This window comes from Treponema sp. Marseille-Q4132 (assembly GCF_014334835.1).
GTDB lineage: Bacteria > Spirochaetota > Spirochaetia > Treponematales > Treponemataceae > Treponema_D > Treponema_D paredis.
The window spans coordinates 1,900,598-1,920,493 of the sequence record NZ_CP060591.1; the positions used below are offsets into that span (position 1 = coordinate 1,900,598).

Consider the following 19,896-nt stretch of genomic DNA (forward strand, 5'->3'; position numbering starts at 1 on the left):
CTGTTGGAAGCTGAACTATTTGCTATTGCAAAAGGTACTTTTACGATTGGCGAAAAAACGATACAAACGCAATTTGATGATACAGATAAAAAAAGCGGTGCCTGGAGATATTTGGATAATGTTATTTCTAGTGATGAAAAATTTTGATTTTAAATCGATAGTTTTAATTGTCCTATTATCTTGTGTATTTCTGACTTTTTCATGTGCAAAAGAGAAAGTTATACGAGGTGAAGGAAATCCTGATATTGATAAATATTTGAAATGTGAAGTTAAAAATTTGACCGAACATGATAATCTTTATTATTATCCTAAATTTCTAATTAAACCTCAGAGACAAGGTGCTTATCAGATTTTAGAATATGAAATTCATTATCAATATATTTTCGGACAAGATTGGAATATTATATTAGATATAAGAAAGCGATTTACAAAAGAAGATAAAGAAATTCATGAATTAAATGAAAAAGGCTCTTTTATTATACGTTGTGAACTTGATAAGATTCCGATAGAAACCGTTTATGACCCTTCTTCGTATTATGGAGAGCTTAATTATAATAGTGTTGATGTAACGAATTGTTATCTAAAATTTCATAGTATGAAAAAAAATCAATAATAACATGCTAAAAAAAATATTGGTAATAAGGGGACGAAATGACTTTTCAAAATTGATACAATTTTGTATTTTCCAATGATGTATATTGTGGCTATGTTAAGTACCTTTATAAATTGGTATTTAATAGACAGAAAAGCAAAAAATGAAAAAGATGATGTTTTATAAAAAATGGTAATTCCTCGAATGGTGTTATTGTATATTTTAGTCCCGTCTACGCCAGATTGCTTCCCCGCGCAGTATTCCCCGCCGGCGAAAGCGGCGGCGGGGATGAGGGTTACCGAAGTACGGCCTCGCAGCGAGCCGATAGGCGAAGCTTCAAGCGAAGCCGGATGGCACATAAAGCGTCGTCCTGAAAACCACAGTTTCGACGACGTGGGCAATGTGGAAAAATATACGAACGACTGCATGAACGGCGCTCGCTACAGCACGGAGCAGACATACACCTACGATGCACTCTACCAGCTTATAGAAGCGGAAGGCGTAACGGAAGATAACCCGTATGCTATCCCTCTCCCTCCCCGATTAAAGAATCGAAGGTATAATAAGATCCAAATGTTTTTATATGGTGACTATAAACATGGTGATACACCGTCGAGTATTTCTTCAAGCTGGAAAAAAGGGACGAAAATATGAGAAAAATATTTTTATTAAGTATAATCTTACAGGGAGTAGTTGTATTGTCCGCTCAAGATATAAAATTTCAAAGTTATATCGGCAAATGGAAAGTTGATAATATATTTGTTATTAATGAAGATTATCTTGGTTTAGGCGATTTTACAAAAGAACAAGCATATGCATATATGGTAGCAATTATTGAATATGACAAAAAGGGGATAATCTTTGCAAATAAAAAATTTATAAATCAATGTAATGTAGAAGAAAGCTTTCTTACCGATGAACAGTTAAAATCTTATACTACGGGAACTTGGTACCCCGGCTATACTTTTAAGGATTTAAGGATAACAAATAAAATTATTAAGGAAATTAATATATATATTCATGATGAGAAAATCAACTATTATGTTTTTGGTTCTTCATTTTATCAAATAAATAATGATGAAATAATAATTACTTATCGTGGTTGGTTTTATCATGCGGTACGTATCAGCTAGTTAGAAAATAAAAGGAGACGATACCTTGCTGTTGTGGTGTATTATATTTCGAATCAAAATATAGTACAATTCCTCGTTACTGCATTATAATAAAACGACTTGATAAGAAATTTTCTGCAAGATATTCCCATGAACTGTTTTGCAGCTTTGATTTTTGACAATTCAGCAGTGGCTCAAAATCATGGCGTTTGAGCTGTAGAAAAGCATATTTGCCAAGCACACGCTTTTTTACGAGTTTTGTAGAGTAAAACTCAGGAAGCAACCGCAAGGTTGCGGCGTTTACGTCAAAGGAGATGGATGAAGCACGCACGATAGCCGGCGTTTTGTGCGTGGGGCTCTATTACTACGGTGCACGGTACTTGGATGCGAAATACAGTCGGTGGCTGAGTGCGGATCCGGCGATGAGTGATTACGTGAGCGGAACGAGTACAGGTGAAGGCGGTGCGTTTAATGTATTAAATTTGAACCTTTATCATTACGGCAATAATAACTCGGTAAAGAATACGGACCCTGATGGCGAGAATGTATTTGGAGCCGCAATAATAGGAGGATTAATATCTGCCGGGATTGATTATGCTTTCCAAGTTGGAGGAAATTATTTGCAGGGAAAAAGAGGTGCTGAGCTTTGGACTGATGTAAATGCAGACGAAATAGTGGGGCTTTTGTTTCAGGTGCATTAACGACGGTTGGACTTGGATCTGTATCAAATGTTGCAAGTCTTGCTAATAAAGGTGGAAAATTAATACAACTTGCAGGCAGTGCCGTTGTAAGCGCTGGCGCGAGTGTACCAGGAATAGTAGTTCAAAATATTGTAAATAATATAGTTGATTCAGATAATAAAGTTAACTTATTTGATGGTGTTGTAGATAACATGAAATTTTTAGCTAAAGCAGGTGCTGCATCTGCCGTTTTAACACCATTACCAAAAGTATCGGCTAGGGCACCAGACTTTATAAAGAATAAACCTAATTATGTTATGAAAGGAGATAGAGCAATTCGTAAAGGAGTTCTTCCTGGTACCGCTCAGGCTACATGGGTACAAGTCGGTAAAACAGAAAATATCAAAAAATACTGTAAATGGCTATATGGTAATAAGGAATAGTAGTGTATGACAATATTTGAGCTTTACGATAACATAAATAGAAAAACATGGATATTGCAAGGAATAGTTTCATTTACTATTGTTATTTTTGTATGGAGAAAAAAACTATTAGATATTAATACAGAAAATAAGTATTATATATTATTGGTAGTTATTATTTTGCTTATAAAAGCAATAATGTATATTTTATGTTTTTTTATGGCGATAATAAAAAATAAAAGGCTATAAATGATAGTTTTTTTATATATGGCTCCATCTGCTTATGCCGGATTGGAGCACCACGGAGCTTCTTCGCAGCGAGCCGATAGGTGAAGCTTCAAGCGAAGCCGGTTGGTACATAACGCGTCGTTCTGAAATAGCGGATATCTACGACACGCGATATGCCTATCCGGCCGATGCTTTGGGTACCGAAGGCATGCTGGATAATAATTTCCGCTTACGCAAACGGCGCTCTTGCACTTGAATATGAGCTGATAAGCCGGATTATAAAGGCGCGGACTAGAAAGAAAATGACACAAAAGCAGCGTGCCTAAAAAACCGGTATACGACAATCCAACATTGCCCGATTGGAATGCGGGTTTAAGCGGGAGATAAAAGCGATCATCCGATCGTGCAAAAGCTCAAAGATACCGAGGACAAAGAACGCATCGCCGATATTTTTTTCGTGCTGCTCGATCAGGTGCTGCTCGTCGGCGGCGAAGAGCTGAAAGATCCCGCCGACTTCGTAAGGCGCATGAACAATCTTTTGAGCAGATAGATCCGCCTGCTGGGAGCGTGAATTGAAACTGGGAACTCGAAGACGGGCTTAAAAAGCTCTTGGGTCGCACCCTCAGGGGAGCGTGAATTGAAACTTGCATTATTTACCTATTCCGATCATAGCACGGAGTCGCTCCCTCAAGGGAGCGTGAATTGAAACAAGGATTATGAGGCGGTAAAAGCGGACGTCGAAGTCGCTCCTTCACGGGAGCGTGAATTGAAACACTTCCGGTAATTTTTCATGTGGAGCTATAACACGTCGCTCCCTCAAGGGAGCGTGAATTGAAACGAGGGGTACGACAATCGCGGACGGCACGTAGGGTCACTCCCTCACGGGAGCGTGAATTGTGAAATGAACAGCCGCTCATTGTTCTCTTGCAGCGTGCCGTCGTGAAAACGACGGCTTTTTTTTTATATTTTTTGAGATTTATTTGACGGCCGGATATACATGGGTTATACTTAAAAGCAAAATAGTACGTTTACAACAGTGTACTGCATCGGATATTCATAATAAAAATATATTAGTCGGATAAAAAAGGTCGTTCTTATGAAAAAAATCGCGGTTATTGCATACGATAAAGTTTCCGCAGATGTGTACGCGGAGCAAATTCGATATTTTATGGGCGATAAAGCCAGGGTGTTTCCCTACAGTACGAAAGAGAATTTTACCGGAATCCGACCGGCCGATCTTTATTTGATTTCCACTTGCGCGTGTACCGAACTTAATAATTTTCAAAGCCGGCTGCCGCCTAAGAGCGAAGTGATTATCATTCAAGTAACGATACGGAAAGAAAGCTTAAAACAATTATTAAAAATTCCGCAAGGGACGAAAGCGCTTGTTGTCAATCTCAGTCACAAAATGGCCATTGAAACGATGGCTTTGTTCAATCGCTTCGGTATCGACAATATCGAATGCTATCCGTGCAGCCCGAACGAAACGTATACGCCGAATATCGGTTTCGCCGTTACACCGGGGGAAAGCCGTTACGTTCCCGAAGAAGTGAAAGATGTTTTGGATATCGGGCCGCGTCTTTTGAGCGGCGACACGGTCGTCGAGCTGCTGTTGAAATCGGATTGCGAAGAACTCCTCGAAGAAGAAAAAGTTAAACAATATCTTAAAGAAATCGTCGACGACAATTATAATTTCAATCGGATGTTCTATCGTTCCATACGGATGGAAGGACTTTTCGATATCCTCCAAAATATGCTCGATATCGGCATTATCTGTATCGATGCGGAAGGAACGGTATTTTATTTAAATAAAAAAGCGGAGGAAATACTTGCCGTATCGGAAAAGACCGTCATGCGTAAAAAAGCGGGCGATGTTCTGCCTTTTATTCCGTTTGGCGATTTTCTTCGTTCACAAAGAACTGTAAAAGAACACATGCTCAAAATACGCAATGTCGATATGACGCTCAATATTACGCCGATCGTCAAAGGCAGTTCTTTTGTCGGAGCTATGGCGACGATTCAGCGTTTCAGTGATGAAGAGTTCCGTCAGCACAAACTGCGCCGCCAGCTCATGCATAAGGGACATGCCGCAAAATATACGTTCGATTCGATAATCGGAAGCAGCGCCGCTTTGCGTCGCGCAAAAGAAGTTGCCGCTAAAATGGCGTGCCGAACGGCTCCCGTTCTTTTGACCGGTGAAAGCGGTACGGGCAAAGAACTTTTCGCACATGCGATTCACGCGGCATCCGAACGGCACGGCTATCCCTTTGTCGCAATCAACTGTGCGGCGATTCCGGACAGCCTTATGGAAAGCGAATTGTTCGGTTATGAAGAAGGCGCTTTTACGGGTGCGAAAAAAGGCGGTAAAATGGGCTTTTTCGAATTCGCTCATCGCGGTACGCTTTTTCTCGACGAAATCGAAGGTATGAGTAAAGCGCTGCAGTTGAAACTTTTGCGCGTTATTCAGGAAAAGGAAGTATTGCGGATCGGCGGCAACAGTGTCATCAGCGTCGATGTGCGTATTATCGCTGCTACGAATGAAAATCTCGGAGATTTGGTACAGGCGGGAGGATTCAGAAAAGATTTGTATTATCGGCTCAATGTGCTGAGTTTGGAACTGCCGCCGTTACGCGCGCGGGAAAAAGACGTTTTGGAATTGATCGACAGTTTTAAGTCCCGGCTGCACTCCGATTTTACGCTGGTGCCGGAGGCGGAACGGATACTCCTAAGTCAAAAGTGGGACGGCAATATCCGGCAGCTGAAAAACTGTGTCGAACATCTTGCCTGTTTGAATAAAACCGAAATCTTTCCGGAAGATTTACCCGCCGATTTGCAGACGAGGCGCCAAAAACAGGATCGATTTGAACGGGGATTTGAAACGGAAAAGACAGCCCCTTCATCCGTTTTTTCTTCCGTAAATGAAGTATCTTCTGTGCCTTCGGCTTTTGCAACGGAAACGGGGGAGCCGTCCGATTATCCGGCTTTGTGGGGCAGCGCCGGTACCGTCCGCTTTTTTCCCGCCGCAAGCGCGGAAAAGCACGCCCAGCTTTTTTTGCTCGGTCAAATGGAGCGGCGCGCAAAAGAAGGGAAAAGCTGCGGCCGGCGGTTTTTACTGCAGCAGATCAGAAATGCGGGTTATATCGTCGGAGAAAAAGAAGTGCGTGACATATTGAAAGGTATGGCGGCGAAAAGATTTATCGATGTAAAAAAAGGCAGGAGCGGAACTCAAATAACCGAAAAAGGGGTAATTTGGTTTAATGAAAATAAAATAACGGGGTAAATGGGGTGTCTGAAAAACAATATCGATAAATATCCCTGAATCCGCAAAAAATTCGTTAAAATAGCGATGAAATCTTAAAGTATTCGTATAAAAATCATAATAAAAACCAATATCTCCAACGTTTTTTATTGGCATAAAAAATGCATATAAATTTAAAAATATAAAACAATTCCTGCATAGTATATAAAAAGGGAGAATACGATGACCTATGATTTTGATGCGATAACCGACAGAACGCGCAGTAATTCCGTAAAATACGATGAAGCCGAAAAAAAATTCGGTACGAAAGATCTTATTCCGTTGTGGATTGCCGACATGGATTTTCCGACCGCCCGGCCGATTATCGACGCAATGGCGGAACGGAATAAAAACGGAATTTTCGGTTATACGTCGCGTCCCGATTCGTATTTTGAATCCATTCGTGATTGGCAGGTAAAAAGAAACGGCTGGATATTCGATACCGCACTGGCATCTTTTTGTCCGGGCGTAGTACCGGCTTTGTCGGCGATCATTGACCGGTTCAGCGGTGAAGGAGATGCCGTTTTATTTTTTACGCCGGTTTATTCCGAGTTTTTCAGCGTCACCCGAACCTGCGGACGGACTCCGCTTACGGTTCCGCTTTTGGAAAAAGGCGGCGGCGCGGTCGATATCGATTTCGACGCATTCGAAAAAGCACTGCAGAAAAAACCCTCGCTCTTTATTTTATGTCATCCTCACAATCCTCTCGGCCGCGTCTGGAAAAAATCCGAACTGCAGAAAATTGCGGAATTATGCGTACGCTATAAAGTGCCGGTCATATCCGACGAAATTCATTCGGATCTTATGCTGTGGGGCAATAAGCATATTCCCTTTGCTTCCGTCAGTCCGGAGGCGGCATCCTGTACGATTACCTGTACGTCGGCGACAAAAACGTTCAACCTTGCAGGTTTGCAGGCATCGACGATTATCTTTCCCGATAAAGCGGCAAAAGAAAAATTTGACGCATTTTGGCACCGCATAGACGTTCATAGAAACAACTGTTTCAGTGTCGTTGCGGTCGAAGCCGCTTTCAGATACGGTGAAGAATGGCTTGAACAGGTACTGCATTACATTGAAGCCAATATGAAATACGTAAAGGAATATATCGATACGAATATTCCCCGAATAAAAACCTATATACCCGAAAGTACGTATTTGATGTGGCTCGACTGCCGCGGACTCGGCTTTACCGGCGACGAACTCGCGGAATTTATGGCGAAAAAAGCGCGTTTGGGATTAAACGACGGACGCGCATTCGGTGCCGACGCCGGATATATGCGGATCAACGTTGCCTGTCCGCGCTCGATATTGACAAAAGCACTGACGCAGCTTAAAGAAGCCGTCGAAAAAAAATAATCGGACGCCTTAAAATCCGAAGTTTTCGGCGTCTGTGAATCATACGGTGCGGTTTTTCCGCAAAGGGAAATATTATGCTGAAAGATATGGAAGAATACGTTATCGCGCTCAGACGGAAATTTCACAAAATTCCGGAAGTCTCTTTAAAAGAAAAAGAAACTTCCGAACACATCCGGCGCGAATTGGAAACCTTGGGCATTTCATATAAAACCGTCGGCGAATACGGAACGGTCGCGAGTATCAAAGGCGATCTGCCGGGCAAGATATATGCGTTCCGATCCGATATCGACGCGCTGCCTATAAACGAAGATACGTCGCTCGAATTTAAATCAGAGCATGCGGGCTGTATGCATGCGTGCGGGCACGACGGCCACATCGCAATTCTTTTGACCTTTGCACGGGAACTTGCAGCTATGAAATCGGAACTCAAAGGAACCGTTTACCTTTGTTTTCAGCAGGCGGAAGAAATCGGCAAAGGGCATCAGGAGATTATCGACTATCTCAAAACCGTCGGAAAAATTGAAACGATGGTGAGCTCTCATCTTTGGGCGGACATTCCCGTCGGAAAAATATGGCTGCAGGCGGGAGCGGTGATGGCGGGAACGACGAGCTTTCACTTGACCGTAACCGGAAAAAGCTGCCACGGCTCGCGCCCCGATCAAGGTATCGATCCCATCAACGCCGGTGCGATGATCGTCGGAGAAGCATTCCGAATTAAAGACAGGGAATTCAGTCCGCTTCAGAACAATACGCTGAGTTTCGGATTGTTTCACAGCGGCACAGCGACAAATATCATTCCCGATCAGGCGGAACTCGGCGGAACGATGCGATTTTTTTCGGATACCGAACGCAAACAATTATTTTCCGTCCTTGACAGGAGCTGCAAAGCTGCGGAAATACTGACCGGTGTAAAGGCGGAATGGAAGCCTCTCGTCGGTCTTCCTCCCGTTGTAAATGATTCGGCAAGTATTGCAAAAGCGCTCCCGTCGGCACAGGCCGTTTTCGAGGATAAAAACGTCATCCGATTTGAAAAGATTATGGGTTCCGATAATTACGGCTGCTATCTGCAGGACTTTCCCGGCTTTTATGCGTTTATCGGTATCAGAAACGAAGAAAAAGGAATTTGCCACGCGCATCATAACAGTAAATTCGATATGGACGAATCTGCACTGCCGAATGCCGTTCGTTTTTATATCGATTTTATACGCAGAAATATGTAGGAGGTATCTATGGATACTGCAAAACGGAAAGCCGAAAATAAGCGACAGCTTTCGGGTATGTTGGGTTTTATCGAGAGGGCAGGAAATAAAATTCCGCATCCGATTTATATGTTTATCGCGTTTTTCTTTTTGACGCTGGTTCTTTCGGCGATTTGCGCCGCGGCCGGAGTCAAAGCGGTTAATCCGGTAAACGATAAAGAAGTCGCCGCCGTCAATCTGCTTACATCGGCCGGAATTGCCGATATTTTGAAAAGCTTTCCGTCGGTGTGGGCAAGTTTCGCACCGATCGGCGCGGTGTTTATTGCAACGTTGGGACTCGGCGTTGCGAACGGCAGCGGATTTTTAAAAGGGATTCTGTCGCTTGCAAGCAATTTCAAATCGAAATTCATCGTGACGATGATTGTCGTTTTGATCGGTATCAACGGAAACCTGATCGGCGACACCGCGTTCGTCGTGTTTCCTCCCCTCATTGCAATTTTGTATATAAATTTGAAACGTAATCCGCTTGCGGGACTCTTTACGGCCTATGCATCGGTGGCTTGCGGATTCGGAGCCGCACTGGTCGTCGGTAACGGAGACGCTATGCTTGCAGGTATGACCGAAGCCGCCGCGCGTTTGGTGGATCCGGCGATGGTCGTTTCACCTGCGAGCGGATATTATTTTATGCTCGTATCGACGATCGTGTTGAGTCCCGCAATCGCTTGGGTGTCTATCAAATTCGTAGAGAAAAAACTCGACGACACGGGTATGGGTTCGGAATTCGAACTTGAAGAAGACGAGCATATAAAAGTTTCGCTTTCAGCCGTGGAAAATAAAGCTATGAAATTGGCGGCATTGGGATTGGCGGGCTTGGTTTTGGTTCTCGTTGTCATGGGATTCAAAGGTATGCCCTTTGCGCCGCCCGAAGGAAAATCGTTTGCGTTCAGTCCGATGCTTCGAGCCATTCCTGCCGTTATCCTGTTTGTGTTCGCCGTTCCCGGCTACGTATACGGAAAAATTACCGGCACGATTAAAGAATTTAAAGACATATTCGCTATGATGACGAATGAAATAAAAACGATTGCGCCGTTTTTCCTTATTTGTTTTTTTGCAAGCCAATTTATTTCCGTATTTGCAAAGAGCAATTTGGGAACGATCATCGCAATCAAGTGCGGTCTGTTTTTGAAAAACAGCGGCATTCACGGCGTCGGCCTTTTTGTCGCCTTCGTATTCCTTATCGCGATTATAAACCTCTTCGTCAGCAGCATGAGCGCAAAATGGGCGGTACTCTCTACGGTTTTCGTTCCCATGCTTTTGATTGCCGGCATAACTCCTGCGGCCACGCAAATGGCATATCGCATCGGTGACAGCTTGACAAACAATATTACGCCGACGTTCGCATATTTGGGCATTATCCTTACCTATGCGCAAAAATACGATAAACGTGCGCAGACCGGTACGGTTATGGCATACATGCTGCCGTTTTCAATCGCGTTTACGCTCGTGTGGGTTCTTTTGCTGATATTGTGGACGGTTTCCGGTTTGCCGATCGGCCCCGGATATAATGTATTTATGTAGGAGGTATAATAAATATGAAAAAGATAATCGTATTGTTATGTGCCGCATCCCTTATGTTTGCTGCGGTAACAGGGTGCTCTTCGCCGATGTCTGATAACAACGACGATCGATTTCTTCCTGCAGAAGACATCGATCCGAACGGGGGTGCGGATATTCACGGCGCGAATAATCACAAAAAATCAAAATATTGGCTGCATCCGGATTTTTATAATATGCAAAGCGATGATCAAGTAACGATTATATCGCATTTTAAAACCATGCAGCAAACGACCGAATACAGCTGCGGTCCTTCGTGCGTTACGATGGCCCTCATGCATTTGGGCATACCGATGACCGAATGGGAAGCCGCAGTCGGTATGCATTGCAATATGGATGAAGACGATCCGGACGCAAAACCGGGCAGTGCAAACAACTGGTACGAACCCGGTGCAAATGTCGAAAAAATCGTCAAGTTTTTAAAAACACTTTCCGATGTGAAGATTGTCGAAGCGAATTACAAAGAACATCCGCAGCCGGACGATTTCGTAACCGACGCCGATATTGCAACGTTGAAATATTCTCCTGCTATGAAGGGTAATTATAAAAGATATTTTGAATCCGTATCCCTTTACTCGAGCGAAAATAAAGCGGATACCGATAAATGGGTTACGGATGCAAAAGATTCGTTTTTTGTAAAATGGCTGACCGGTCATTTGAAAGAAGGGCATCCGATTATCGCTCATACCAATCTGTGGAACGGACATTATGTTGTAATTGTCGGCTATGATAACGGCGGAACACCGCAGCTTGGTGATGACGTTTTAATTATTGCCGATCCTTATGATACATGGGATCACTGGCAAGACGGATTTATCGTGCTGCCGCTTGAAAAATTTTTTTATGAATGGAATGATTTTAATATTGCGGCGAAACCGTATCAGTTGCAGCCCTTTGTAGTAGTAGGGAAAAAATAAAAAACAAACCCTTGTCCGGTATTGCCGCATCATAACGGATTACATACTATTGCAATACCGGGCAAGGTATTTTATTGCGGAAATCGTTTTTCCCTCGATTGCCTAAACTTCGTTTTTTGAACACCCTTGCTTTTATATCCTCATAACATTTTCAAAGTACGATCATCCGTATATCTCCCGGATTGTATGTTTTATCACATTTTAAATACTATACTTTTTTAATAATTATTTATAATACGGAATCCCTAAGGCGTTTCAACAAGATCATTGACGCGGTACCTCCTTTATCGTATGGTGTTGTTAATAAGACTTCTCTTTTTTACGGAGGATAACATGGTTAGAATGAAAAAAATGCTTTTAACCGGATGTGCGGTTTTAGCGTTGTGTCTTGCCGGATGCGCGAAGAGCGCAACGTATACGGCAGGTACGTATACCGCAAGCGCAAAGGGAATGGGCGGAGATGTCAACGTTTCAGTTACGTTCAGTAAATCGGCGATCACTAAAATCGAAATCGGCGCGCACAATGAAACGCCCGGTATTTCCGACACGCCGATAAAGGAAATTCCCACGCAAATTATTAAAACGCAAAGTTTGGCCGTCGATACGGTAAGCGGAGCGACTTTTACGTCCAAGGCGATTTTGACGGCCGTTGCAAATGCGGTCGAACAGGCGGGCGGAGATGTCGCCGCGCTTCAATCGAAAAAGGCAAAGGTCAAAGCGGGAAAGGCCGCAAAAAAGACGACCGATGTTGTCGTTATCGGCGGCGGCGGCGCGGGTTTGTCGGCTGCGGTCGAAGCGGCGACGAACGGCGCGAAAGTTATTCTTATCGAAAAAATGTCCATTCTCGGCGGTAATACGCTTTTGTCCTATGCCGAACTTGCCTGCCCGAACAATTGGCTGCAGCAGGAAAAAGGCATTAAAGACAGTCCCGAACAATTTGCAAAAGAAATGTATGAGGGCGGCGGCAAATTCGCAAAAAAAGAATTGGTCGATATCGTTGCAAATAACGCGACGGCGGGAGCGCTGTGGCTTCGCGATGTTATCGGCGTAAAATATCAGGATTATCTGGTACACGAAGGCGGACACAGCGTTCCGCGTGCGGTCGAACCGATCGAACTCGGCGCAGGTATGATTACGCCTTTAAAAGAATACGCCGAAAAAATCGGAGTGGAAATTCTTTTAAATACGAAGGGCGAAGAGCTGATAAAAGACAAGTCGGGGAAGATCGTCGGCGTACAGGCGATGCAAAAGGATAATACCCCGATCGTGCTGACTGCAAACAGGGCCGTTGTGCTTGCGACCGGCGGTTTCGGAGCGAATGTTGAAATGCGTCAAAAATACAACAAGCGCTGGGAAACGCTCGACGCATCGGTTAAGACAACCAACTCTCCCGCCATCGTCGGCGACGGAATTGTCATGGCCGAAAAAGTCAACGCGAATTTGATCGGCATGGAATACATTCAGCTCTATCCGTTTAACAATCCCATTACCGGAGTGTTCTACGGCATCGAAGCGCCGAGCTGGTCGGGAGAAGGTTTGATTTACGTCAACAAAGACGGCAAGCGTTTCGTCAACGAAGTCGGCATGCGCGATGTGCGCGCGGAAGGCATTCTCGCACAAGGCGGCGTCGCATACGCGATCTACAATCAGGAAGTCGCCGACCGTCTGCACCTTGAAGAAAAATTCAAAGACGAATACGCAAAGACTTTGGCGGACGGCGTCTTTTTCAAAGCCGACACGCTCGAAGAAATCGCAAATCATTTCGGCATCAACGCCGCAAACCTCGTCAAAACGATGGACGCGTACAACAAGGGCATCGAAAATAACAACGACGAATTCGGCAGAAAGACGAGTATGGTTACGATGAAGAGGGGCCCGTGGTTTATTTTGAAAGGCGTCGTTTCCGTACATCATACGATGGGCGGCGTTGAAATCAACGAAAAAGCGCAAGTGCTCGACGTCAACGGAAAACCGATTCCCGGTTTGTATGCGGCGGGCGAAGTTACCGGCGGCATTCACGGCAATAACCGCGTCGGAACCTGCGCGATTTCCGACATCGTCGTATTCGGCAGAATCGCCGGTAAAAATGCTGCAAGTACGGCGCAGTAATAGGCGGTAATATATATATGAAAAAATATTTTTATGTATTCGGTTCGCTGTTGCTTGCCGCTTTTACGGCGGTCGGCTGCGCGGGAAAAGATGCCGTAAAAGACGGCGATTATGCGGTGAGCGTTACGGGCCATAACGGTCCGCTCGAACTTACGGTAAACTTTTCGGCTAAAAAGATTTCCGGCATTACGATAACGAAGGAAAACGAAACGGATGTGCTGTCGGATCCGGCGCTTATCGATTTGCCGAAAAAGATAATCGAAACGAACAGCCTCGCCGTTGATTCGGTATCCGGCGCAACGGTTACATCAAGTGCCGTTAAATACGCAGTCAGACAGGCGATTGCACAAGCGGGCGGAAATCCCGACGACTTTGAAAGACCGATAGAAAAAGCGCCGGCAAAAACCGAAAATATCAGCGCTGACGTCGTCGTTATCGGTGCGGGCGGTGCGGGTGTAAGCGCGGCTTTACGTGCCGACCAACTCGGAGCGAAGACAGTGCTTTTGGAAAAGACCGGCATGATAGGAGGTGCTCTCGTCGTCAGCGGCGGCAATCAGGTTGTCATGGGCTCAAAACTGCAAAAAGAAGCCGGTGTTGCAAATGATTCGATGCAGAGCATGGTTGCCGACTTTATGAAAAACGGCGCACGTAAAAACAATGAAGCCTCCCTTACGCTTTTTGCGCGGAATGTCGGAGCCGCGAGCGATTGGCTCCACGAATATGCCGGCGTTCAATTCGATATGAAAGGCGGGCTGCACAAACTTGCCGAATATTCGAATGACAGGGAATTGGCCTACCTCGGCGGCGGAAGCGGTTTTATGAAAAGTATTTTGCAAAAGCTTTCATCGACGAATATCGATCTGCATTTGAATACGAAGGCGACCGAATTAAAACGCGACGGCGGTATGGTTGTCGGTGTAATAGCCGAAGATTCCGACGGCAACACCTACGACATAACGGCAAAGTCGGTCATAATCGCAACCGGCGGATACGGTGCGAACAAATCGCTTTTGTCGGAAGATCTGCAAAAATCGCTGTACTACGGCAGATCGAATGCGACCGGCGACGGTTTGATAATGAGCGATGCGGTCAATGCTCAGCGGCAGCTCATGCAGTACGGAAAACGCTATCCGAACGGTATCGAAGTCGCTCCCGGCATGGCGAAGTCAACGATTGCCGGAAACATCGTTGCGTTCAATTCGGGCAGCGCGATTCTTATCAATAAGGAAGGAAAGCGCGTTGTAAGCGAAAAAGCGTCGAATCGCACGATTCTCGAAACCGAAGTCAAACAAACCGGCGGAATGCTCTTTTTATTCATGGATCAGAAAACTTTCGATATGTGGAAGGAAAGGCTTGCAAACGCAGGCATTTCGAAAGAAAATATAGATGCATGGCTTAAAAATAACGGTTCGCATGCGCCGATTTTTATACGCGGAACGACGGTCGAAGAAGTCGCCGCCGCTTTGAATATGGATGCAGCGGCTCTTAAAGCTACGATCGATACGTATAATTCTTATGTCGTATCGGGAACCGATTCTGCTTTCGGACGTCCGGCAAATTTTATGAAAGCGAAAATCGAAGACGGTCCTTATTACCTTGTCGAACAAAAACCGCGTTTTGCAACGACGATGGGCGGCTTGGTTTTGGATGACAGCTTGCAGGTTATCGGCACGGATGGAAAAATAGTTCCCGGACTTTATGCCGCAGGAGAAGTCGGCGGCGGTGTTATGGGGGATGATTCTCCTTCCGGTGCGAACAATGCATGGGCGATTACGTCGGGAAAACTTGCCGGCGAAAGCGCTGCAAAAAACGCATCGAAAAAATAGCGTTTAACAATTGACGTGGCGAGCAATTAGCAATTGACGCGGCGGCGGATATTTTGCCGCTTGCCGCGGACACGCCGTTTCAAAAACCGTATCGTTTCGATAACCCCGTCGATATACGTATGTACATCGGCAGGATATTGTCATTTTATGGCTTCCGCTTCTACAGCCGACGCAATCTCCGCATTGCAGATACGGATACTGCAGTCTTCCGCTTCCGAATATCCGAGAAAGTCGATGCTGCCGTACCACAAAATTCTTTCATCGAAAACGGCAAGCCGCTGCGAAACATTTTCTTTTACGAAAACGCCAGCACCCGCAGCTTCGAGCATGTCGATATACGACTGCTGCTTTTTGCGTCGGTCTTTATCTTCATGCAACCTAGTCGTGATAAAAATTTTGCACCCGTTTGAAAGTATTTTCGGTACAAGCGGTAAAAATTTTTGTACTTCGGTTTTGGAAAGATACGGCGAGCAAATGACGGCCGATTTTTTTGCGCTCATGCAGTCTTTAATAAAATCGGTTTTACAGTTGTCGACGGAATACAGCTTTGACGGTGCCGCTCCGTTTTGAGCCGAATCGGAATCAGGCTTTATCGTATAACCTAGCTGCTTGTAGCCTTTGAGGCGATTCCGGTACATGTGATCGAAAACTTGAATACGGAAGTCGACGTAGTCATAAATCAACACTTCTTCTTTTCCCGCAAAATTTCTGTGCAGGCGTCCGCAGTATTGCGCAAGCGTGCCTTTCCAGCTGAACGGCATTGCAAGCATAAGTGTGTCGAGCCGCGGATCGTCAAAGCCTTCTCCTGCATACTTTCCCGTCGCAAGCACGACAAGCGATTCGGATGCGGGAACTTTGTTGAGCGCTTCCAGCTGTTCTTTCTTTTGCTTTTGCGTTCCTTTGCCGGTAATCACGATGACATGGAGGGCAGCGTCTTTGAGGTAATTTTTTAATAATTTTAAATGTTCGATCCTGTCGGAAAGGATAAGTGGTGTCCGTCCTTCTTTGACGGCGTCTCGTACATCGGAAACGATTAACATATTCCGCGCTTCCGCTTGTACCATTTCGGAATAATAATTTTGAATTGAGGACTTCGAAATCTCCGCATTTTCTGCAGCGATATGAAAGTTCGTAAGACGCGGAATAAAATAATGCTCAAAGTTTTGTACACGGTTCATCTGTTTCGCAGTCGTCGCATAGAGGATCCGCCCGCATTGCATAAAGATAATCTTTTGCCTACCGTCGCGTCGTATCGGCGTTGCTGTCAATCCGTACACGTATTTTGCACGAAAGCTCTTTATGAGATTTTCCGTCCCGAATGCCGACACGTGATGACACTCGTCGACGATGAGCATACCGTATGCATGCCGTCGCGGTTTTACCGCATCCGAATTTTTTTCCGTAAGCGATTTAATAATTGCGATGTCGATAATTCCCGTCGCGGTATCTTTGCCTGCGGCGATAGTTCCTGCTTCATAATTCAAAAATCGCTTGACGGCCTTTTTCCACTGCTCCAAAAGTGCATGCGTCTGCACGAGGATCATCGTATTCGTTTTTCGTTCCGCAATGAGAGCGGCGGTGGTTACCGTTTTTCCGAAACCCGTTCCGGCGGATAAAATACCGATATCCGATTTAAGCATCGCCTGTAAAGCTGCTTTTTGTTCATCGTACAGTTTTCCGGTAAAATTGATTTCAATGCGTATTCCTTGTTCGCGTTTATCCGTGATTTCGTACGGTACATCGCAATCTTTTAATAATTTTTCGATTTGAGCGAGATTGCCGCGGGGCAAAAGCAAAGCGTTTTCCGTTTCACCGGAACAATCGATATAACGAGGGATATTATAGAGCGGAAGCCGCATGTGAAGGTTTTTAAAATATTCCGGATTTAAGAAAACCGCCGTCCGCCGAAAAACTCCCAGAGCCCGCTCCGATATTCCATTTTTTTCAATTTCGATTTGGTTGGAGAATGTGATGTGCACAACTGAATAAAAATCTTTTTGCGTAAGCTGCGGGCTTTTCGATGATGGAGCGTTTGATTGCGTATGTGGATCGCTTGAATAAACGTTCAATAATTTGTTTTGCGCTGAATTATCGCTCTGCTGATTTTTAATAATTTTATATGCTCTTCCGAATTTAATAATATTGTCTGTTTTATTAATTTCGTCGGTATTGAAATCGTCCGGTTTATTGATCCCACCGATATCGAAATCGTTCGGCAAAAAATCGGACACGGTCTTTGCAATTTCGGTACAGCGCGCCTGCACGGCTTTTTCGGACAATTTTTTGACGGAACTTAAATACACCCACTGATCGTCAAACGGAATAAAATTTTCGTCCACAAAAACGGAACACTTGTTTTTTACCGCCTGTCCCTGCAGCGGCAGAGCGATCAAATTGCCGTAGCCGCCTTTCGGTATCGCATCCTGATTGGGAAACATACGGTCGAATGATTCAAACGAAAGCGAATGCCGCTTGTTCATCGCAGCCTGTAAAATCAATGTCCCGAAATTACGAGCTCGTTTTGCGGCAACAGTTTCGCTGAAGAAAATCCAAAGGTGAGCGCCTTTTCCCGATCGCGATATTTCAACTGAAACGGGAACCGAAAACGCAGCACAGATTTTACGTACGGCCGCCGCATCTTTTTTCCACGCATCGGAACTTCCCGTATGCCAATCGAAGTCAAATGCGAGAAAGCGGCATACATCTCCTTCCATAAGCGGATATAAACCGACGACATCACGGCAAGCGGAATCTTTTCCCGCCAAGTGATTAAAAATATAGCCGTCGGAAAGCGGAATGGGGAGTTTAAACGGACAGGAGGTGCATGAATATTTTTTCATATCGCATTTTCCGTTCTGCCACTTGTTTTCGCAAACCGGCGAATAGCCGCTTTTGTCAGATTTCGCGTTGTACCAGCGCAGCGCAAAGACATCCTGTCGGCCGACAAAGAGCGATGTATATAAATCGATTTTTTGTTGCGGTGTGCTGTTTCGAGTAACAAGGACTTGCGATGACGTTGTGGATATGTCCGCTGCCGGCAGTTCCGGTGGTGATTGTACAAATATATCGGCCGGTTCCGCTTTTGTGCTTACGGCGCCGGCTTTTTCTTCAAGTGTGCATCGAATATCTTCGTGTGTCGCGGCGAAATAATTTATTAATTCGATAAGTTTTTCGCGAGAAAGCGTTTCCAAATATGCTAAAACGGCAGACGATATATCGGACATTGTGTACGAATTATGTATCGGTCGTATGATAGGAAAAAATAAATAAAATATCATTCACTTTGTGTGGTATGACTTGAAAATTCTGTGCGCCGAAACGGGGAACACGAGGGAAATATATTGGTCGATCTTTCCAAACGCGCTCTTCGACCTATTACACGATCGGTTTGGTATGAAAGATGAGGTAATTTATCAATCCGCTTCTCTTTAAAGTTACGAGCAACAATCTCTTGTTCGTTTCATCGAGCCATACATAATTTGATCCGAACTGATCGACAAATTTATATGCACGATTTAACTCTTGTATCCATGAAACATTATCCGTAAACGGCAAAAACCCCATCGCACTGTTTGAGTGTATTTTAGCATAGCCGTATGGGAGTTTTAATAAAATACCGTCTGCGGCGAGAAAATCGTTTTTCGGAAGTACGCTTTTTAGAATATATACAGTATCGCTTGTGTCCTTCAGTAGTCCGTAATAATCGTGAGTATGAATCCACGATTCCGTAAAAGTGAAAAATAATAAAATTATTGAAAGCGAAATACCGATTGCGCAGGCGTATATAGTTTTTTTGTGTTTCAAGTTTTTATCGCCTTTTTTTTCGGAATATAACAGCTTTCTACCATAACTTCATTTTTATTGTATCACCGGCTTTCGTTTCCGATTTAAATGATTCCGATGAATTATATATTTTATAAACTCCGCAATCAAGTTTCGCAAGTGTATCGCATCGCCTTTTGTACGAGTTCTTGCAGTATCGGAATCGCGTCTTTTTCAAACCACGGGTTGCGCTTTCTCCAGCCGAAATTGAGCGGTGAGGGATGCACGATCGGAAAATACTCCGGCAGATAATTATTAAAATATTTTACCGTTTCGGTTAAGCTTCGCTTCGCCCGCATCCCCAAATAATATTTTTGCGCGTACGCTCCCACCAAAATCGTCAGGCGGACGTTCGGCATAAGCGCCGAAAGCTTCGGATGCCATGTTTTTGCAAAGTCTTTCCGCGGAGGCAAATCCCCGTGCGCACCTTTTCCCGGATAGTAAAAGTCCATAGGCATGATCGCAAACAGATCGGGATCGTAAAATTCTTCATCCGTTACGCCGAGCCATTTTCGAAGCAGCCGTCCGCTTGCGTCGTTCCACGGTTTCCGCGTTTCCTGTGCGATCCGTCCGGGCGCCTGTCCCACGAGTACGATGCGCGACTTTGCCGATGCGGTGTAGACGGGAGCGAATCCTTTTGCGCGCAAGGGCGCATTCATTTCAGCGCGGTCGATTTGTGTGTAGAGAAGCGGGAGCATAAACGTATAACCTCGATAATAAA

At 44.7% G+C, this 19,896-nt stretch carries 16 protein-coding genes and 1 pseudogene; 14 read left to right on the plus strand and 3 right to left on the minus strand.

Going from position 1 to position 19,896, the window contains the following annotated elements:
- Positions 1 to 3: 3 nt before the first annotated feature.
- The 14 genes from H9I35_RS08660 (at position 4) to H9I35_RS08725 (ending at position 15,353) form a co-directional block, all read left to right on the plus strand.
- Entirely contained in the window at positions 4 to 147 is a 144-nt protein-coding gene (locus tag H9I35_RS08660; protein ID WP_187419017.1) for a hypothetical protein, read from the plus strand.
- Positions 134 to 613, plus strand: a complete 480-nt coding sequence (locus tag H9I35_RS08665; RefSeq protein ID WP_187419018.1) for a hypothetical protein — start codon at positions 134 to 136, stop codon at positions 611 to 613. Before H9I35_RS08660 ends, H9I35_RS08665 begins: the two co-directional genes overlap by 14 nt.
- 267 nt (positions 614 to 880) lie before the next feature.
- Positions 881 to 1,246: a hypothetical protein gene (locus H9I35_RS08670; RefSeq protein WP_187419019.1), complete on the plus strand. Its 366-nt coding sequence runs from the start codon at positions 881 to 883 to the stop codon at positions 1,244 to 1,246.
- Entirely contained in the window at positions 1,243 to 1,725 is a 483-nt protein-coding gene (locus tag H9I35_RS08675) for a hypothetical protein (RefSeq protein ID WP_187419020.1), read from the plus strand. The genes H9I35_RS08670 and H9I35_RS08675 overlap by 4 nt, the downstream gene beginning before the upstream one ends.
- Positions 1,726 to 2,018: 293 nt before the next feature.
- On the plus strand, positions 2,019 to 2,405 hold the full coding sequence (locus H9I35_RS08680; RefSeq protein ID WP_187419021.1) for an RHS repeat-associated core domain-containing protein: 387 nt from the start codon (positions 2,019 to 2,021) through the stop codon (positions 2,403 to 2,405).
- A 191-nt stretch (positions 2,406 to 2,596) separates the two neighbouring features.
- Complete coding sequence (locus H9I35_RS08685) at positions 2,597 to 2,827, plus strand: hypothetical protein (RefSeq protein ID WP_187419022.1); 231 nt, start codon at positions 2,597 to 2,599, stop codon at positions 2,825 to 2,827.
- 610 nt (positions 2,828 to 3,437) lie between these two features.
- Entirely contained in the window at positions 3,438 to 3,584 is a 147-nt protein-coding gene (locus tag H9I35_RS08690) for a hypothetical protein (protein WP_187419023.1), read from the plus strand.
- Positions 3,585 to 4,130: 546 nt separating this feature from the next.
- A complete protein-coding gene (locus tag H9I35_RS08695; RefSeq protein WP_187419024.1) occupies positions 4,131 to 6,314 on the plus strand; it encodes a sigma-54 interaction domain-containing protein in 2,184 nt (727 codons plus the stop codon).
- Positions 6,315 to 6,515: 201 nt separating this feature from the next.
- Positions 6,516 to 7,688: a MalY/PatB family protein gene (locus H9I35_RS08700; RefSeq protein ID WP_187419025.1), complete on the plus strand. Its 1,173-nt coding sequence runs from the start codon at positions 6,516 to 6,518 to the stop codon at positions 7,686 to 7,688.
- 74 nt (positions 7,689 to 7,762) lie between these two features.
- The gene (locus tag H9I35_RS08705; protein WP_187419026.1) at positions 7,763 to 8,908 is read left to right on the plus strand and encodes a M20 metallopeptidase family protein; all 1,146 of its coding nucleotides are present in this window, start codon (positions 7,763 to 7,765) and stop codon (positions 8,906 to 8,908) included.
- 9 nt (positions 8,909 to 8,917) lie between these two features.
- The gene (locus H9I35_RS08710; protein ID WP_187419027.1) at positions 8,918 to 10,465 is read left to right on the plus strand and encodes an AbgT family transporter; all 1,548 of its coding nucleotides are present in this window, start codon (positions 8,918 to 8,920) and stop codon (positions 10,463 to 10,465) included.
- Between the two features lie 14 nt (positions 10,466 to 10,479).
- A complete protein-coding gene (locus tag H9I35_RS08715; RefSeq protein ID WP_187419028.1) occupies positions 10,480 to 11,418 on the plus strand; it encodes a C39 family peptidase in 939 nt (312 codons plus the stop codon).
- 333 nt (positions 11,419 to 11,751) lie between these two features.
- The gene (locus H9I35_RS08720; protein WP_305852053.1) at positions 11,752 to 13,527 is read left to right on the plus strand and encodes a flavocytochrome c; all 1,776 of its coding nucleotides are present in this window, start codon (positions 11,752 to 11,754) and stop codon (positions 13,525 to 13,527) included.
- A gap of 17 nt (positions 13,528 to 13,544) precedes the next feature.
- Positions 13,545 to 15,353, plus strand: coding sequence for an FAD-dependent oxidoreductase (locus H9I35_RS08725; protein WP_187419029.1), 1,809 nt, complete (start codon positions 13,545 to 13,547; stop codon positions 15,351 to 15,353).
- 140 nt (positions 15,354 to 15,493) lie between these two features.
- Here the strand turns inward: H9I35_RS08725 and H9I35_RS08730 are convergent.
- The 3 genes and pseudogenes from H9I35_RS08730 to H9I35_RS08740 all read right to left on the minus strand — a co-directional run.
- A pseudogene (locus H9I35_RS08730) lies at positions 15,494 to 18,355 on the minus strand (DEAD/DEAH box helicase family protein); the annotation flags it as partial.
- Between the two features lie 373 nt (positions 18,356 to 18,728).
- A complete protein-coding gene (locus tag H9I35_RS08735) occupies positions 18,729 to 19,157 on the minus strand; it encodes a hypothetical protein (protein ID WP_187419031.1) in 429 nt (142 codons plus the stop codon).
- A gap of 125 nt (positions 19,158 to 19,282) precedes the next feature.
- A complete protein-coding gene (locus H9I35_RS08740; RefSeq protein ID WP_187419032.1) occupies positions 19,283 to 19,873 on the minus strand; it encodes a uracil-DNA glycosylase family protein in 591 nt (196 codons plus the stop codon).
- Between the last annotated feature and the right edge of the window lie 23 nt (positions 19,874 to 19,896).

Excerpts from the sequence above, each read along its gene's own strand:
- H9I35_RS08665 (WP_187419018.1), top strand. The coding sequence starts at position 134 with ATGAAAAATTTTGATTTTAAATCGATAGTTTTAATTGTCCTATTATCT.
- H9I35_RS08670 (WP_187419019.1), top strand. The coding sequence starts at position 881 with ATGAGGGTTACCGAAGTACGGCCTCGCAGCGAGCCGATAGGCGAAGCT.
- H9I35_RS08675 (WP_187419020.1), top strand. The coding sequence starts at position 1,243 with ATGAGAAAAATATTTTTATTAAGTATAATCTTACAGGGAGTAGTTGTA.
- H9I35_RS08680 (WP_187419021.1), top strand. The coding sequence starts at position 2,019 with ATGGATGAAGCACGCACGATAGCCGGCGTTTTGTGCGTGGGGCTCTAT.
- H9I35_RS08685 (WP_187419022.1), top strand. The coding sequence starts at position 2,597 with ATGAAATTTTTAGCTAAAGCAGGTGCTGCATCTGCCGTTTTAACACCA.
- H9I35_RS08695 (WP_187419024.1), top strand. The coding sequence starts at position 4,131 with ATGAAAAAAATCGCGGTTATTGCATACGATAAAGTTTCCGCAGATGTG.
- H9I35_RS08700 (WP_187419025.1), top strand. The coding sequence starts at position 6,516 with ATGACCTATGATTTTGATGCGATAACCGACAGAACGCGCAGTAATTCC.
- H9I35_RS08705 (WP_187419026.1), top strand. The coding sequence starts at position 7,763 with ATGCTGAAAGATATGGAAGAATACGTTATCGCGCTCAGACGGAAATTT.
- H9I35_RS08710 (WP_187419027.1), top strand. The coding sequence starts at position 8,918 with ATGGATACTGCAAAACGGAAAGCCGAAAATAAGCGACAGCTTTCGGGT.
- H9I35_RS08715 (WP_187419028.1), top strand. The coding sequence starts at position 10,480 with ATGAAAAAGATAATCGTATTGTTATGTGCCGCATCCCTTATGTTTGCT.
- H9I35_RS08720 (WP_305852053.1), top strand. The coding sequence starts at position 11,752 with ATGGTTAGAATGAAAAAAATGCTTTTAACCGGATGTGCGGTTTTAGCG.
- H9I35_RS08725 (WP_187419029.1), top strand. The coding sequence starts at position 13,545 with ATGAAAAAATATTTTTATGTATTCGGTTCGCTGTTGCTTGCCGCTTTT.
- H9I35_RS08740 (WP_187419032.1), bottom strand. The coding sequence starts at position 19,873 with ATGCTCCCGCTTCTCTACACACAAATCGACCGCGCTGAAATGAATGCG.